The 17,252-nt window shown below is 60.6% G+C and carries 9 protein-coding genes; 1 reads left to right on the forward strand and 8 read right to left on the reverse strand.

Annotated elements, in window-relative coordinates; all coding sequences use genetic code 11:
- Positions 1 to 33: 33 nt before the first annotated feature.
- From C0V73_RS07215 to C0V73_RS07230, 4 genes are all read right to left on the reverse strand, one after another.
- Positions 34 to 2,124: a M13 family metallopeptidase gene (locus C0V73_RS07215; protein ID WP_245407902.1), complete on the reverse strand. Its 2,091-nt coding sequence runs from the start codon at positions 2,122 to 2,124 to the stop codon at positions 34 to 36.
- A gap of 79 nt (positions 2,125 to 2,203) precedes the next feature.
- Entirely contained in the window at positions 2,204 to 2,539 is a 336-nt protein-coding gene (locus C0V73_RS07220; protein ID WP_245407903.1) for a hypothetical protein, read from the reverse strand.
- Between the two features lie 49 nt (positions 2,540 to 2,588).
- Positions 2,589 to 3,287, reverse strand: coding sequence for an SH3 domain-containing protein (locus tag C0V73_RS07225; protein ID WP_245407904.1), 699 nt, complete (start codon positions 3,285 to 3,287; stop codon positions 2,589 to 2,591).
- Positions 3,288 to 3,405: 118 nt separating this feature from the next.
- Complete coding sequence (locus tag C0V73_RS07230; RefSeq protein WP_102019319.1) at positions 3,406 to 4,320, reverse strand: LysR family transcriptional regulator; 915 nt, start codon at positions 4,318 to 4,320, stop codon at positions 3,406 to 3,408.
- A 69-nt stretch (positions 4,321 to 4,389) separates the two neighbouring features.
- On the opposite strand from C0V73_RS07230, the gene C0V73_RS07235 reads away from it, so the two are divergent.
- Positions 4,390 to 5,502 (forward strand): L,D-transpeptidase, encoded by a 1,113-nt coding sequence (locus C0V73_RS07235; RefSeq protein WP_245407905.1) that lies wholly within the window; start codon positions 4,390 to 4,392, stop codon positions 5,500 to 5,502.
- 659 nt (positions 5,503 to 6,161) lie between these two features.
- On the opposite strand, the gene C0V73_RS07240 is transcribed toward C0V73_RS07235, so the two are convergent.
- The 4 genes from C0V73_RS07240 to C0V73_RS07255 are packed head-to-tail and all read right to left on the reverse strand — an operon-like array spanning position 6,162 to position 16,856.
- Complete coding sequence (locus tag C0V73_RS07240) at positions 6,162 to 6,863, reverse strand: hypothetical protein (protein WP_102019320.1); 702 nt, start codon at positions 6,861 to 6,863, stop codon at positions 6,162 to 6,164.
- Entirely contained in the window at positions 6,863 to 7,414 is a 552-nt protein-coding gene (locus tag C0V73_RS07245; RefSeq protein WP_102019321.1) for a hypothetical protein, read from the reverse strand. The genes C0V73_RS07240 and C0V73_RS07245 overlap by 1 nt, the downstream gene beginning before the upstream one ends.
- Positions 7,411 to 9,012: a MotA/TolQ/ExbB proton channel family protein gene (locus tag C0V73_RS07250; RefSeq protein WP_172450093.1), complete on the reverse strand. Its 1,602-nt coding sequence runs from the start codon at positions 9,010 to 9,012 to the stop codon at positions 7,411 to 7,413. Before C0V73_RS07250 ends, C0V73_RS07245 begins: the two co-directional genes overlap by 4 nt.
- Positions 9,009 to 16,856: a hypothetical protein gene (locus C0V73_RS07255; RefSeq protein ID WP_143708317.1), complete on the reverse strand. Its 7,848-nt coding sequence runs from the start codon at positions 16,854 to 16,856 to the stop codon at positions 9,009 to 9,011. The genes C0V73_RS07250 and C0V73_RS07255 overlap by 4 nt, the downstream gene beginning before the upstream one ends.
- Positions 16,857 to 17,252 lie beyond the last annotated feature (396 nt).

The following is a 17,252-nucleotide window of genomic DNA, read 5'->3' on the forward strand; positions in this document are numbered from 1 at the left end:
TGCACCTATTTGCTTCAAGATCTGATGGCAGCTTCACCAGGCCCTCACGCGTCGCTCCGGCGGGAGCCATTCCTTGTCACCCTCGCTGATATCGAAGGCTTCGTAGAAGGCATCGACATGCTTGAGGGCCGCGGTGGCGCGATAGAATCCTGGCGGATGGGCATTGCTCATGAAGACAGTGCGGATCGCCTGATCCGTGACCTTCATCGCCCAGAACTGGGTCCAGGAAATGAAGCAGCGCTGTGCCGGGGTTAGACCATCGATGCTGACGTTTTCTTCCGGATGCTCGGCCAGATAATCCTGCAGCGCCTCGTAGGCGAAGTTGATGCCGCCGACATCGGCCATGTTTTCGCCGACGCTGAGCGCGCCGTTGAGCTTCAGCCCCGGCAGCACCTCATAAGCGCTGGCCTGCTCTACCAGCTTCTGCGCTTCTTTCTCAAAGGCTGCAGCATCTTCAGGCTTCCACCAGTCGTTTAGATTGCCCTTCGCATCGTAGAGCCGGCCGCGGCTGTCGAAGCCATGGGTCATCTCGTGGCCGAGCACGGCGCCGATGCGGCAGAAGTAGGTGGCTGCGTCCTTTTCCGCCTCGAAGGCGGCCGGTTGCAGGATCGCCGCCGGAACTTCGAAGCCATTCTTTGACATGCTATAGCCGGCATTGATAATCACAGGCAGCGTCGTGCGGCTGTCGGAAAAGTCTTCGCTGACGGCGGGTTTGCCGAGCTTGGCATAGGTGCGGCCCGCATCGAAAGCGGTGAGCCGCATGATATTGCCGACAAGGTCGTCCGCGCGGATCTCCACCGAGCCGTAGTCGATCCAGCTTTCCGGGTAGCCGATCTTGTAGGACAGCTTCTCCAGCTTCTCGAGGGCAGCCTTCTTGGTCTCCGGTGCCAGCCAGTCTCTCGTCTGCATGCGGTTCTGGAAGGTCTGGTGGACGCGCTCCACCATGTCCCGTGCTTTCGCCTTGGTATCTTCGGTGAAGTGGCGCTCGACATACAGGCGTAAAACCGGATGGCCGAGATTGGACTGCAGGGCCGATTGCACCAGCTCCGACCGGGGTGGAAGCCGATCGATGCCGTAGACGATCCTGTTCCACGCCTTCGAGGTCGCATCGAAGCGGGTGCCGAGATACGGCTTGAAGTGGTTGATCACCCTGACCTTCAGATAGTCCTTGATGTCCCCGATCGGACGGTCCTTGAGCATATTTTCAAGGGCGGCCAGATAGCGCGGCTGGGTGAGGACGATCCTGTCCGGTGGCGCGACGTCGACAGCAGCCAGCACCTTGCCGAGATCAAGGGTGGGGATCTCCGCCTGGATATCCGCGAAGCCTTTCGGCTGATAGCTGTTGGCGGGGTTCATGGCCTCGACCGGCGTCAATGTGGCCGAATGCAGCTCCCGTTCGAGATCGGCGATCATGTCGACCACCGCGGCGGCGCGCTCTGCGTCATAGCCGGCGGTTTCCAGCACCTGCCTCAGGTTGCCGCGAAGCGCGAGGTCGAGTTCCGAGCTAGGCGGGGCGTCGTAGAGGTTTTCCTGATTGAAGATCAGGGATCCCTCGACAAGGAAGAGAGCCGTCTTCGTTGTATCGGCCTGGTCGGTCGACGGAACGAGGCCGATCAGAGCCACCTCACCGGCGACGGTGATGTAGCGTCCGAGATAGGTCGCAAGATCGTCCATGCTTGCTATAGCATCGATCCGCGCCAGTTCCGGCTCGATCGGCGTGATGCCTTTCGCGTCAAGCGCTGGGGTGTCCATGTAGGCATTGTAGAAGGCGCCGACCTGCTGCAGCGGGCTGCCCTTTTCTGCTGTCGCCGATTTTTCGCCGGCCTCTGCCATCAGGATCTGCATCTGCGCAGTCAGTCTCCGACCCATGAAGTCGAAGGTATCGATGCTGACGCGATCGGCCGGCCGCTCGACGCGGTCGAGCCACCCGCCTGCGGCATAGCGGTAGAAATCCGTGCCCGGATCCACGGATGGATCCATGTTCGTGATCGAGAACGACAACTGGTCCGGTCCGATGTCCGGCACCGGTACCGGGTCGGCGGCCGATGCGGCCACGGATGCCGGCAGATACAGAAGGGCAAGCGAAGTCAGGCGCAGCATGGAGTTCCCTCTACGGTCGAGCATGACAGATGCCATCCGGTGGCCTTTGCCACCTCTTGCGCGTAAAGCCGATGCCGGGAGGCCGGCACCGTCATCGGTCCGATCAGAGCGAACCTTCGTTCGTCAGCGACATCACGTTCGCGACCACGCCGCTGTTCGAAACGAGGCAGCGCCAAGGCGCCCGCGTCGGACCGACGCCGACGGTCACCTGCGAATTGGCTTCCGAGAAGATCATCTCCGTGATCTGCACATCGCCGTTGTTCGTGGTGTTCGACACGGCGGCGAGGCAGGCACTGCGGGCCGCTGGCGGAACGCTCTCGTCCATCAGGGGCTGGGTCGACGCCATCGGCGGCATTTGTGAACTGCCATCCGAGGTGCAGCCGGACAGGACTGCGGCTGTGATGCAGATCATGCTGGTGGTGACCAGGTACGTCTTCATGCCTTCTCCCCCTATTGTCGTTGTGTCTGCCCTACCGTTCGCGAGCCTCTCAGTTGCTCGCTTCGATCAGAAACCGACCGGCCGCCCAGCCGGATGCGCTGCCATCGGGGCGCGAAACACGGCACCAGCGCGTCTGGCCGGTCATCCGGCATCCGCCGTTGCGCAGGATCTCTCCATTGACCACCCGGGTGACGATCGGGCTCTGCGCCGAGGGCCGCGTTCTGATGTTCAGGGCATCGCCCGGTGAGATGCCGGCCACTTGAAAGAAATCCGGCCCGCCCGAAAGGCCGTCGGCAAAGTTTGGCTGGGGCGGCGCGATCGGTCGGCCGCCCGTCACTTCGATGCGAAGCGTAAACCGCGCCTGCTCGTTGCGACGCGCGGCATTGCGCATCAGGTAGACCTGCACGACGTAGTCGCCGCTATCGGGAGCGATGATGTCGGCAAAATCGCCCGAGATCGAGCCGTTGAACAGCGCGTCGCCGCCGCCGGGGCCGAGGATGTTGAAGTAGTTGCTGCCGTTGGAGCTGTCCATCGTGACGGCGAGACGCTGGCCACCCCGGACGTTGATCCGGTAATTTGCGCCTTCATAGCCGCGCACCGTGCCACGGATGACCGTCGAGCTCTGGCCTCGGCCGAATTCGACGCGGACATTCCGCTCCTGCGCGACCGCCGTCTGTGGCCCCGCATCGGCGACGACAAGAAGCGCCGCCGCAATCACTCCACCCAAGAACGCACGCCACCGACGCATCGGACATCTCCCGTTGGGAAGGCTTAGAATGGCTGCCTTGCAACCTTCCGATGTCCTCAGACTGGCATGCTGAAAGCTTGCGAACCAGTGAATTAAATTAGTCTAATATGAGAAAGTCTCATGGTTGCACCAGCTTCAGGGTCTCCTTCTGCGCGCATCGCTGGGATTTTCCGAGCTCCAGCCTGAACCAGCGGATCAACGCGTCCAGAGCAGGCTCAGTGCGGCGGCTCTCCTTGATGCAGAGGTGGTAGTCCTCGTGTGTCGGGAGCTTCGCCGGATCGAGAAGTGCAAGCTGTCCCGCATCCAGTTCTGGTTGTGCGAGAAAGTCTGGAACCAGTGCTGCGCCGAGATCCCGGCGCACCATTTCGAGCGCAATGACATAATGCGAGGCAAACAGCCATCGACAGTCGAGCGGCAGGAGATCGGCTCTTCCGGCATAACGGGCATAGGCCTGCCAGTCGCTTCCGATCTTGCCGGGTTGCAGCTCGGTGGTGATGTAGCGGAAGCCCTTCTTTCGTGCCGCAACAGATGAAGCCACGACGGGAACGAGATTTTCCGGCCAGAGTAGCTGTGCATGGTAGCCTCTGTCCCTCGGCAGCGTCGTCACGAAGGCATCGCCCGAGGCATCGGAGAGCTCCGGATCCTGCGCATACATCAGGATCTGCAGATCGATATCCGGATGGGCCTGATAGAAGGACTGAAGGCGCGGCACGAGCCAGGCCTGGGCGAAACTGCTGCAGATCGCAAGCCGCACGCGATCGCGCGTGCCGCCGATCGCTTCGGCCAGCGAGCGGTCGATTTCGGCAAAGGCCGGCTGCAGGCGTCGCGCGAGGTCTCGGCCGGCATCCGTCAAGGCGATGCCGCGGCCATGTTTCTGGATCAGCCGTTCTCCGACGATTTCTCCGAGCAGACGCAACTGGTGACTGACGGCGCTTTGGGTCACTCCGAGTTCCTCCGCTGCCGCTGCGACGGAGAGATGGCGAGAGACCGTTTCGAACGTGTGCAAGGCCCTGAGGTTATGCCTGAAATCCATCGCGTGATCCTTGAGGCGGCAACAAGCTCTAAAGTTCGGCGCCCACTACGCCGCCACAGGCAGGAGTGGATGCGCCTGAAACTAACGTTTCATGAGGATTATTTAAAATTCAAGAGAGAAACTCATTGGACACCCGCGGTCGACCCTGAAATGCTCTCTCCCGTCGAAATTGTGAACAAGAGATCGACCATGAGGAAGGCAGACAAGGGCAGGCGTCTTTTTGTGAAGGGGATGTCGGCGGTCGCGCTTCTTGGCAGTCCCGCCGCACTCCTGGCCGGGGAAGTGATGAAGGAGGTCGCGGCCTTGAAGCCCGGCGAGTTCACCTGGCATCCCGAGCGGCAGCGGACCGGGCCGGTGGCGATCGTCGTCTCCCTGCCGGAGCAGCGCGTCCACGTTTACCGCAACGGCATCCGCATCGCCGTCTCTACCTGCTCGACCGGAAAGCCGGGTCATGAGACGCCAACCGGCGTGTTCGTGGTCCTGCAGAAAGACAAGCACCACAAGTCCAGCACCTATGACGATGCGCCAATGCCGAACATGAACCGGCTCACCTGGTCGGGCATCGCGCTTCATGCCGGCAATCTCCCGGGCTATCCAGCCTCGCATGGCTGCGTGCGCCTGCCCATGGAATTTTCGGAGCGCCTGTTCGGCATCACCCATCTCGGCACGCCGGTGATTATCTCGGGTGCCACCACCGACCCCTATAACATGACGCATCCGGGCATGGTGCTCGGCGCCTATGCGGCCCGGGAGTTTGAAGGCGCGGTCGCGGCACTGCACGGCAAGGAGCGCCCGAGCGACTGGACGGACCTGAGCAAGCAGCCGGTGGTATCGGTGATCATGTCAACCTATGACGGACGTGCCCTCCTGGTGGAGAATTCGCAGATCCGCGCCGAGGGCCAGATCACCGTCAGCGGTAGGGACAAGCTCGGCAGTCATGTCTTCCTGCTGGACAGTCTCGATCAGGCTGCACAAGGTATGCGCTGGATTGCGTTCGCGAACTCGGACGAAGATGCGGGCGTGGTCAGCACGGCAGCAAACCTTATCTCCCGCATCTCCGCTGACCCGTCTTTCGTCGCAACCATGCAAAAGGTCCTGCATCCCGGCGCCATCCTCATCCTCACCGACGCGCCGCTTGCCCCCGACAGCCGATCGGGCAAGGATTTCGTTATCATGACGTGAGTTGGCTTGGACCACGAAAGAGGTGGGCCGATCCAATGTCCGCTGATGGAAACGCCCCAAGCTATTTGAGATACCCAAATTTCGATGTCCATCCAAATGCAGAATGTCTGGGTCCCCAGCCAATTTTCGCGAGACCCGTTCGGAACGACGGACGCCCTGGCGAACCGCAGCCACAATTGCTCAAGTTGTTGAGAAGGCGTCGCTTTTTTCTCTGAGAAATAGCCGCTGATTTTCAGCGGACAACCGGCCTAAAATGGCCTGCCTGGAGAGCCTGGATTCTCACATGATTTCAGATGCTTAGCGAAATCGCCTTTAGTTTCCTTATATTTTCCCATCGCGAGCGACCCTGGATGCCACCTTTGTGCCCTGGCTTTGGGTATCAGTCAACGGCAGGGATAGCGGAAATAATTTCCGCCTTCGGACCTGAAATTTGTGGTCCGCAGCGCTGATGCGTGGCAGCTTTGTGCGCCCATTCTAGCCGTTGTAACGGGCTGCGAAATTTCCTCAAAGTTGCCGTTCGGCTTATGCGAGCTGAATGGCCAGCTTGGGGTGGATAGCGAACTAGCAGCTCCTGGACAATTCTGCATGAAAGCCACCGCGCAACGGGCCGCCAGCATCCGGGCAATGCGCCCCAATTCGGCCGTCTGACGAGCGACGCTCTAACGTTTCTCGCACCATGCTTGTTCGCCAGTCGCCTCGTGGAGCTTGACATTGAAATCGGCCTTCGCGTCTCGCTTGAGTTCAATTGGCGTCTCAATGCTGCCGGAAGTAACTTGTGCCTCGCCCTCATAGATCTCCTTCGCGCCGTGGCCGGGCGACACGATCAGTTCGATCTTGACCGGAACAGGAGGAAGCGGCCCGCCCGTCAACCAATCGGCTGCGCTGCGGCGCCCGAATACCGTAGCGGAGATGCGCAGATTGCCCGGACAATGGTCGCCGAGTCGGAAGCGCGTGGCCCGCATTTCCGTTGCCCCGTCGGCAGGCGCTGCGGCTGCGGACATGTGCGCTTCACCAAACCACGAAAAGCCGGACGCGAAGCCCTCCCTCCAGAACGGGTGCACGACCGAATCTGTTTTCAGTCGACCTGTCGCCGGATCTTCCTGCAACAAACTGCTGGTGAAGCGAATCGGCCGATTGTCGTTGTGCGTCAGATAAAGTTCTGCCACGCCGGCATTGTCGGGCCAAAACATCCAAATCTCAAGGAAGCGCTGGCCACCTCCCGATTTCCGTGCCTCGCTCTCGATCGGCAGCGAGGCAAAGATAAGAAACAAAAAAAATGCCGCTCCAAACCCGCCGGACACGGTATCGACGAAACTCAGCGCCAAGCTTGGCGGTCGATCACGGATGCGCTTGCGGGGCATTAGGGACAGCCTGCGTTTGTTGGCGCCGTTATATAGTCGTCATCGTTATGGATCAGCGCGAGCACGACCCTGCCGCCCGAGCAAGCAACAAAGCGGTTGGGATCCAGTGGAAAGGCCGACGACTGTGGCCACCCTTCGGAACCAACCTCAAGATGCATTGACATCGCAGACCCCGGCATGGACGACGAGATGACATAAATCGGTTTGATCAACCCTTCGCGTAGTCGAGCGAGTCGCGCGCAATAGGAGCCACCTATCTGGCTGCTCCGGATCACCCAAGAATCGTCGGCGGTGTCGCCGACCGTGAGTCCGTCGATAGTCGAGCAGTCGGAGGACGTGATACGAAGCAGGGCGGTGGAATCGCCTGATTTCAGGTCGGCTGCAACTGCGGAGCGCATCCGCGACATGCTGGAGCTTCCCGAACTGGAGGCGGCCGACGGCACGAGCTTGATAAATACGACGAAAATCAGAAACAGGGCTACCGATGCGGCGAGCACGCAGGTCAGCGCATCAGTCAGACTCATCATCAAGATGTCGTCATCGTCACTCATGCAGGCCTGCCTAGATCTGCCGGGCCGGCTGGTGACGGTTGGATACCTTTCACACCGTCACGTTTTGTCTCTGCCTCTTCATTGCCGCTGTCGTCGGGATCAAACGCGTAGTGGCCGAAGAGCGGCAGGATAGATTGCTCGAAATAACGCACCTCCAAGGCAGCGAGCAGTGAAAGCAGGATGCCAAAGGCAAGAGCGAGAAGCGTAGTTGCGAACGCTAGTCCCAAATCGGCAGAGAGCGTGCTGATGGCCTGGGCTCGCTCGGAAGCCGTCGTCGCCCAGACGATTGAATCGGCCCCGGTCAAGCTGTTCATGATGCCGCGCACCGTTCCGATGAAGCCGAGAGCAGGCAATGTGGCGACTGCAAAACGCATCGGCCAACGCGCCGAGGCGATTTCGTCCATCAACTGATCTTTCCAATAGGCGCGTTCGCCAGGGTCGAGCGAGCGCACTTGTGCCCCAGCTCGCGCCAAAAGCTTGACGACGTTGTCGCGGCCGGGATCGACTTCGGCACCAGTCCTGATCATGCGTTGCGAGATTTTCATCATGATCGTCGCAGCCGACAGCCGACCCAAGCAAAGAACGAGTGCGAAGTAACCAACCAGGAAGATCAGGAACTGCTCCCACCCAGTAATCAGTGTGACGTAAAAGACGCCGCTTCTGTACTCGCCCGTCGCGCGCATCTGGCCAATGCCCCAGGTAAGGAGCTTCTCCATCTGATCGAAGCTGCGCCACATGTCCTGCTCGGATAGGGGCGAGTTATCGGCGCCCGTTGGCTGTGAACCACACCGGTCCTTGCCATATCGGTAACCAGTGCCGTCAGTGGCCTGCGACTTGAGCAGCATCGCATTGGTAATTTCGCTGTCCGTGACGGAGTTCGGCACCGACATGCGAAGGACCGAAAGGTCGAACTCTCCAGCCGCTGCGTTCGCCATGAACGCGCTGTTCCTCAGCGCTGACGCATCGGCGTAGTCGGATGGATAGAGCCGCGTCATGAAATAGGCGACCGCGGGTGCATAGGCGGCATCGGCGAGGTCTACGCGGTCCGCGTCGGCGTCGCGGGACGTATCGTTGTTACAGACACCGCGACTAAAAGCGATCAACAGGTTCGTACCGAGCTCCCGTCGGCGCTTGGGGTCTTTCAGCACTTTATACGTGTTTGCCAGCGCCTGATCGGTGCCGGCCTGCGTAACGAGATCGGCTGGAGTGGCCACGGTGTCCGGGCCGATTACGCCTGCGTCGATCAACATGCTCCAGATTACTTCATCGCTGAACGGCGCGAGCGTTGCTGGCTCCTGGGGTTTCGCCGCGCAATCATGCTGATTGAGTGCGGGCATCCCCGAACAGAACGCCTGGGCCAGGTCGACCGTTTCGGCGATCCGCAAGAGGCGGGCCTGCGCAATTCTCTGCAATCCGCCATAGGTCCCAAGCGCCAAGGTGAGCGCCAGAAGCATCATCACGATCCAACCTAACCATGACAGCGATAGATGCTGGTCGAATAGGTGATGGCCGGCCCAGTCCCGGGTTTGACGCATCTTGTGATTGAGCGAAGTCTTGTTGTGCGCGACGGGTCGCACCTGTGCTGCGGGGCCAGTCACTGGCATTCTCCTAGAACTTCGGCCAAGACTCCGAAAACATGAACCTTCACGCCTGCCTTCTTTGTCATCGCATCAGCATCGGTGAGCGCGCTCATCAGCGCGACGCGATTGACGAGTGTCGGCTCGGCGAGTTCTCGCATCTTCGGGACAATGCCTGCCGCCGTGCCGCACAATGAACGGCCTGGCGGCTTTGCACCGCCCGTCCAAACAGCCTCTTTGGCTGGGGGGAGCTTCGGGAGCGGATGCAGGTGGACGATCATGCGGTCGGCGAACGCATCGGTAACCACAGCATTGTCCCCGGCCCAGAAAGCATAAACGGCCATGCCGGTCTCACGTGCGGCTCCAAGCGTTAGCGTCCAGGACGGTTGGTCCTTGAAGTACGGAACCAGTGCTTTGAGACCGTCCATCCAAGGTCCGACCTCCGAAGTGCCAAACGGGGTGGTGCTTCCCGGCGGCGCAATAGGCGCGTCGAGCGTCCAAACGCCGGGCTCAGCGGCACCCATGTCCTTCAACCAGACCTGTCTTTCCGCGTTGCCCTCCTGCGACTGCCGAAGGGCGAGCCAGCCTTCTGCAGGCCAAGAGCGTATCACGTCGAGCCTTCTGCCGTTGCTGAGCCAGCGGCGCAGCAACTCGGCCCGTATGCCCTTGCGATCAGGTTGCAGCCAAAGCCAGAGGCTGGAATTCAGATCATCTGGCTTGGCGAGGCGCAGGAATTCGACGCGGGTAGCCCCGGCCTCCTCGGTCGGAAGTTCGATATCGAAACGCATTGCCTCGATCTGTCCATCGCCACCGAAAACGTTTCGTTGCTCAAACCGAACGACTGCATTACCGAATGGGAATTCGCCGCTGTCAATTACCTCGTGAGGCTTTGCTGGCGCACCGCTGTTCATCAACTGCCCGCGCAGCCGGTCTTCGATAAGCTCCAGTTCTGTTCGATCGCCGATCACCGTGGCTTCGTCGCCGACGGCTGTCAGATCGATGTATCCGGGCTGGCCATCGCCGCAGGCGGCCGACCAACCCGGCATCGTCTCCAGTGTCAACTTGAGCTCCGGCGGCACAAACGGACAATAGAGGATCGCGAGATAGCCGCCGTTCAGCTTCCAGAGCAGCCGGGCTTCGATATCAAAACGCCGTGCGCCTAATTGATAGCAAAGCACCGCGCGTTGGGCATTTGTGAACTGCGATCGTCGTTTTTCGTCGCTACGATCGAAGCGGAAATAACGGAAATCCGGAATGTTGTTCTCGCAGCCGCCTCCGCGCGAGCCGATGGGCGCCCGCGCAACGCCGACATTGGCCAGATCAGGTGACAGCTCCAATGTGCGGCCGCCATTGCCTACCACACAGATTTTCCGCGCGGCTTCAGCAGAAAGGCTGGGACTGTGCCAAGGCGACGGTCTCGGGTGGGGATGAACACCCTGGAGTATCGGGGATTGAGCGGCCGACGGCGGATTGAACACCTGACCCCAGAGTTCGTAGCGATCGCCATCCGCGATGACGCGTCCATTGTTGTCGGATCCCGAGACCTCCTCGCAGTAGATGCCCGTGACGCTTTCACCCCAGAATGGCTGCGCTGGACCCGTGCTCTTGACCTCGGCGGGCGGCACGCCATTGGCACCCGGAATCGCAGGTACCGTGCCAGGCCCCGGTCCTGCCGGCATGCCGGCCGGCACCGCCGCTCCCTCGCCGCCATTGTCCGAACCGCCTGGGGCCTGACTAGAGCCGTCCTTGCCGGCAGGGTTGACTGAGCTGATGGAGCCGTCACCCTTCATCAGAGATATTTCGATATCCTTGGGCAGCTTGAGCAGATTCTTGAGATCGATGTCGAGTAGGCTCTTCAGTACGTCAGCGATCAACGCCGGCGACATCAGCTCGACTGTCGGCGTCGTGATGCCGACATGAAGACCAAGGAAACTGAGTTCCAGGCGCGTGCGATTAGTGCTGGCCGAGAAACTCGCCTTGCCGGGCTTCCAGCCGAACAGATCCAGACCGACACCGGCCTTCAGCCCCGGATCGCTGAATTCGAGATCTGTCGCAGCTTCGAGATTGCCGGTCCCGAAAAGGAAATTCTGGCTAACGCTTAGCTTCGCAGATCCACCGTCGGGAAACAGCGGATCGCATGCTTTTGTACAGAATGTTACGAGCGAACTGCTCATATCGACACCCAACAATTCCATCGACGACTTCGCCTTGAAGAGGTTTACTCCGCGGCCGACGATCTCGCCCTCGGCCGAAGCCTTGATGATCGCCTTTATGGCGTCGGTCGTAGCGGCATCAAAGCGAGCTTCCTGTCCGGCCAGGTCAACGAGCCCTGTGGCTTCGAGCAGGGCGACGGAATTGAACGCGATCAGTCTTCCTTTGAGATCGAAGCGCGCTCGATCAATGTCGCGGAGGTCCAGGATGGATTCTATCTTGAGGACGTTGGCGAGCTGAGGCTCTAGGGCGGTCAGGTCGGCGCCGAGGGCAAGGCCCTTCGCGCTGCCGTCGCTGCCGGTATGATAAATGACGATGATCTGCGACAATGCGACTGGGCCGAAATACATCGGCGTCTTGAGCCCGAGCCGGATCTCCCGATCCAGATCGACGCCGTCCAGCGATATCGCCACGCGTTGCACGGCGATACGAAACCCTTGCCCTCCGAGCTCCATCTCAACGGTCAAACCGAACACTAGGCCCCAACGATGACCGGTATCGTCCAGCTTGGCGACACGCGGCGCGATAACCTTCACGCCGTTACCCGGGAACGGCAGGAGGTTCGACACGGTGCTGACGAGTTGGTCCAGCAAGGCCGTCTCGACACCATCTGGCAACTCGATGCGGAAGGCTCCGAGATTTCCTGGATCGAGAGGGAAGACGATGCGCGCCCTTACGTCATAGCTGTCGGCGATCAGAAGCCTGCCGGTCACTGAAAGGGAACCGTCGTCCTTCAGCGTGAGGCTGTCTTTGTCGATCAGGTCGAACGTGAACCCGCCGGGCTCGGGTTTAAATGCTCCTACACCAGGGAGATCGAGACCATTCCTGGCCGCCTGTTCGAGTTTGGTGGCCAGCGTGATTTGCGCCTTGTCGACGATGGCTCCGTACAGAACCCGCATTGGGTCGGCCGCGGGATCGGCGAAGTCGACGCGTATGGTGATGTTGCCAAGGAAGGGCAGTCCGCTGAAAGTCAGGTCAGCGGCAGCGATGCCGCGACCGATCTCGACATTGCCTATGCTCAGGAAGCCCGACACGGGGCCGACCGCCGCCATCAAGCGGCAACGCAGAGCCGCGCCCAAGGCCAGGCGTTCCGGTCCGCTGAGCCCGCTCAGATCAACCTTGAAGCTGGCGAGCTGCTCATCGATTTCGATCGCGAACCCTTCCAGGCGGGCCTGCGTTGGAGGCTGATCGCAGGCACTAAACTGCCCGGCCACGAACTCCAACGGCAGTGGCAGCCGACCGAAGGCGAAGCCGCCTCGGGCCTGCACGGCATCAAAGTCGAACGTGACCTTGAGACCAAACAGATCGAGCTGCTCGTTCGACAGGTAGTTGGCGATATCGCTCATCTGCTTGGAGGCCTGGCATATCGCGGTATCTCGAGCGGCCCTGGCGATGCCGTCAGACAGTGCATCCAAGCCGAGCTTGGGATTTGCCAGATCGACCGATGCCTCGATGGCGACCTCGCAGCCATCAAATTCCTTAACTGCCCGCACGTGGAAAGCGAGCTGGCCGCCGGCAACTTCCGGGACGATGGAAAGCCTTGGGATTGCGGAGAGGGCCTTGAACGGCCCAAGGTTCTTGACCGCATCGACCAAAGCTTTGGGATCGACAGCGGCGAAGGAAATGCGGCGGACAGCAGCACCGCTTCGATCGATCAACAACTCTGCGGTTGCCCCGGCCACGAGACCTGGCGTGCCGCCAATCGCAAGTTCAAGTTCCGCGGCGGCCGTCAATGTACCGCCAGCCCAGTCGATGTTCGGTTTGACAGAGCCTGCCTTCAGTCGCACGGCGATCGGAAGATCCCCTCCCGCCGCAATGGCAATATCCAATCGAAGCCGATCGGCCTGGCTGATCAGGAGCGATTGGAGCGTGGCAACCGCTTGTTCCTTGAGAGCGTCTGACGGATCGACAAGATCTCCATCCCTGACGAGAGGTAAGGAAATTGGCAGCCCATCGGTGCCCGCTACCGACAGGTTCACCTTAAGGGTGACCGTGCGCATGTCGCGCGAGACTTCGAAGTCGACGGCGTCTAGGTCGATCGAGCGTGGCAGGCCAAGTTCGTAGAGTGCAGCCTTTGTCTGCTGCGGATCGACGTCTATATCAGCATCGCCCAGCGTGCTGATTACGTGCAGGCGCCCGTCCCCGTCGAGTGCAAGGCCCGTGACCCGCAGGCCAAGCGGAATGCGTTGCGGCGTGCGTTCCCCGCTGATGGCGGCAGGCTCTGCAGCGCCTTCAGTCGCGAGAGGCGCTGCGCAGGTGGCTTGGGGGTCGGTGTTGGCCGGGCAGATCGCGGCCGAGCTTGCAACTTGCCAACGCCGGTGGACCAGAACTGCATCATGCAGTCTATCGCCTGCCTCGGATTGACCCGTTTCCACGAGCTCGAAGCCAAGGCCTGTCTCCCCAGGCTCCAGTTCACTCAGCCTATCGAGGGCGGTTCCCGCCGTTTCCGTATCGTCGGGATCGGCAGCGGACTCGACCGCGGTGTCATCGGAGGCTGTGGCGGGCTGCGCAAGGGGCTTGACCGCATTCGCGAGCGTGGCTTCGGTTGCATCAATGCGTGCTATTTGCGCTTCGAGTTCGTGATCCTCGGCGAATGTCTCAATCGCTGCGTCGTCGGCCGTCCCGTCCTTCTTCACGAGGGTCGGGTTCTTCGCGCCAGGAGCCTCCGCTTGCGCCACGAGGTCCTTCCAGAATGCAGGCTCCTGGTTGACCTTGAGCGCGCGAAGTGTTGCACGCGTCTGACTTTTGAGAATCGAGGCCAGAGCGAGGTTGCGGCGATATATGGATTCGCGGCTGGCCGACTCGCCCACTGCGCGTTGAAGGTCATCTTGGCCGACCGTTCCCGGCAGGCGCAGCAGCTCGGGCATCAAGAATGGCGCAAGGTGGCCGAGATCGCTGCGCAGGCCGACAGCGTTCTCCATCAACAGCAGGCGGGACTTTCCGTCTCGTCCTGGCGAAACGGCGGTGTTGACGCTGCACCCGGTGGAAGTCGTCGGCGATACGGCGCACTCCAACGCCGAGTGCCTAATCTCCAGTGCGGCGCAGAAATCTTCGGCATTGGCTGAGTCTATCGCCAAGTGGGGCTGCAAAGCACCTCCCTCCGCCGCCAGTTCAAACGGCAGTGCAACGATACCAATGCCATGCTGGCGCAGGCGACGGATGCGTTCTCGTTGCGAAACACTCCGGGGGAACGGGCTGGTCTTGAGGATCGGCACCGCGCCCGAACGGTCGCAACGATAGAGTTCGGTGTCGGGGGATCGTGCAAGGAACGCCTGCATCGCGCCTTTGACTTGCGACAGGCCACTGGTTTCGTCCCAGCGCGCCGTCGCGCCGCGAAAAACGCCTTCGATTCGGGCGCTGAGGCCCGCTGGGACGTCAGAGTTGCGTCGGCCGTCGGCCTGCATGGAGTCGAACAGCGTGCGCAAATAGGCCACGTACTGCCTGCCCCATGCTTCGCTGCCGATGTCGTCCGGACGATGCAAGGCGAAGACATAGGCGGAGCCGATGGCGATCCGCCAGCGCAGTGACGAAAAGCGCTGCTCGAACGGCGGCAAAGATGCGGACGCGGTGGCAGCTTTGAGCAAGCTGTCGACGGACGCCAGAAGATCAAGATGCTGAAGCCCAACCCCTGAGTCCCGCAGCTTCCGCAACAGCGCGTTGCCCGCGATGCAGCGAAGCGCACGCTCCGCCGCCGAAAGCGCATCGTCACGCGCCTTTTCCTGCGTCAGCTTTTCACCGCGTAAGAGCTTCTCGACGTGGTATTGCTCGGCGACCACCATGCGAAGATCGAAGTAGAGGGCTGCAGACATACTCTCGGGCGCCTTGAAGCGGCCCATCGTCACCGGGTCGAACCATCCCTGCGGGCTCGCGAGCAACTGCTTGATGCGCGGTTGGTTGAAGACAAGAAGTTCGGCGTTGATATGGCGCAACAGCGCGCGGTCACGAGGCTCGGGAAGCAGCGCGGCGTTCTCGGGAATGCAGCCGTTAGATGCAATGAGGTCGCGCGCGAGCACGACAACAGGCGCGTTGTTGTCTATATCTACGTCGTCTGCGAGATCGACCATCCCGACGCCAAGCAACTGCGTGACGGCGCGAGCGGCGTCGAAAAAGCGAACCTTCTGCTGACCGACCCGAGCCGCTTCGATAGCAGTTGATGCGACGCCATACATGACGCTGCGCTCGATAACGAAGTCGGCGGGATCGATCGGACCGCGAAGCATGCGCGCACCTTTGCAACGCGCGAGCTGGACTCGGGCAGGGTCGATCTGTCCAAGCGCCATGAAACTCCCAATGTCGCTTTGCCACACAGCGCTTCCGATGGCATTCAACGCCTTCAGCGCGGTGTCCGCGATAAATATCTTGCTTCCTGAAGAGGGAATCAGGAAGCCCGCCGCGACTGCCGAAAACACGCGGGTTTCGTTCGCCTGAGCGAGGACATCCAAGTATGCACGCAGCACGGTTGTGTCGCCGGTTTCCTTAAACGGCAGAACGCTTTCTGAGTTAGGCTGACATCCGGCCAACGCGGCATGGCCCTCGCTCTGATGGGCGTAGGCCATCAACCAGGCCAAACCAGACGCGTATTTTGTCGGATCCGGAAGAGCCATGCGGCGCCCGGTCGAATCGACCTGAACCCGGAGGGCGTCATCGTTTGCAGCCTCATTCAGCAGCTTGGCCGCGATTTGAAAGACCGCGGCCTGATCCGTCGCCGTGTTCACGGCCTTCAGTTCCTCGTTGAGTTCCACCACCCGCTTTTTCAAACGCTCGTTGATGGCTTTGACGATTTCCGAATCAGCCCTGACGATAAAGCGGAAGTCTGCATGAGGCAGCATGATCGGTTGAACAAGGCTCGACCAACTGCCTTTGATGATGGCGGATGAAACAGCGCCCAAGTTGCCCTGATCGGCCAGAAGCTGCTCGGATGCGCGGCGCAGCACGGCGTAAGATCCTAAGGAGTCGTTTCCTTGGGTGGGGGCAATCGCATAGACTGGCGCGCGTGTGCTACGCTTCACAGGATCATCGAAGAACAGACGCACTGCGGCGTGTCGCGACGATGCCTCGAAGAAGATTGCACCAGTCCCAGCGCCATCGGGCACGAGTTGCGTCGACGTCACTGTCAAGCCGGGTTTGTCGGCCTCGACTTCGGGGAGCCTGATGTCGCAGGCTCCTAAGAGTTTGCTGAGCTCGAATTCGCCGTGCGGGAAAAAATACTCCTGCCGTCCCGCTACCGTGACCCGGTATGCCGGGTAACCGTCGTGACATCCGCGGACAATCGAATGGCCATCCGGCCATAGGGTGACGTTGAATCGGTAATCGATGTCGGGCAGAAAGCCGACGCCTGAACCCGCTTGCCCTTGCAGCGTGAATGTCGCCTTGCCGCTGGCAAAGACCACGTCTTCAATCTTGAAGTCGTTGCGTATGCTGTCGAGCTGAGTGATGCCCAGATCTGTTTTACCGGTCTTGAAATCCTGACTAATGGTCTTTCGCGCGAAATCGACCTTAACGGTCTGCTGCGTCTTGATTCCCGGCAACGGATCGCTCTTGAGGATTTCCGTCTCCACGACGACGGTTAGCGGAGATTGAGCCTGCGTAGGCGCGGATAGCATCCACGCGACAGTGAACGCTGCGAGCCCGCAAATCCTAGTTGCGTAGAGCATGCTGCACTCCCCCCCCCCCCCCCCCCAAGCGGGAGGCCGCCCGGTACCGCCGCGCCAAACTAAACTGCATGCTCGTAGTAATTGTAAGTAAACTAAAATAATGGCTGCAAATCAAGGCTCTCTGTTTAAATAAGTTATGTGACCGAACCTTGATTAAACCATTCATCTGGCTGAGCGAGCGATCGCAGCCAACGCAATTGCGGCAAGCTGATCATCTGTGATCCGGAGGGTTTTTTGTCAGGAGTTCGCACTAGAACTGAAAGGCGGCCAGTTCCGTTGCGTACAGAGAATCGCGCCGAAGGCGGTTTCTTTCTTGAACGCGTCACCACTGCCAGTGCGTTGACGGGCCCGGGTCCACCGTTCTCAGGCTACTGAAAGAACGCCAGATTCCGGCGT

This window comes from Rhizobium sp. TH135 (assembly GCF_002855515.1).
Classification (GTDB): domain Bacteria; phylum Pseudomonadota; class Alphaproteobacteria; order Rhizobiales; family Rhizobiaceae; genus Allorhizobium.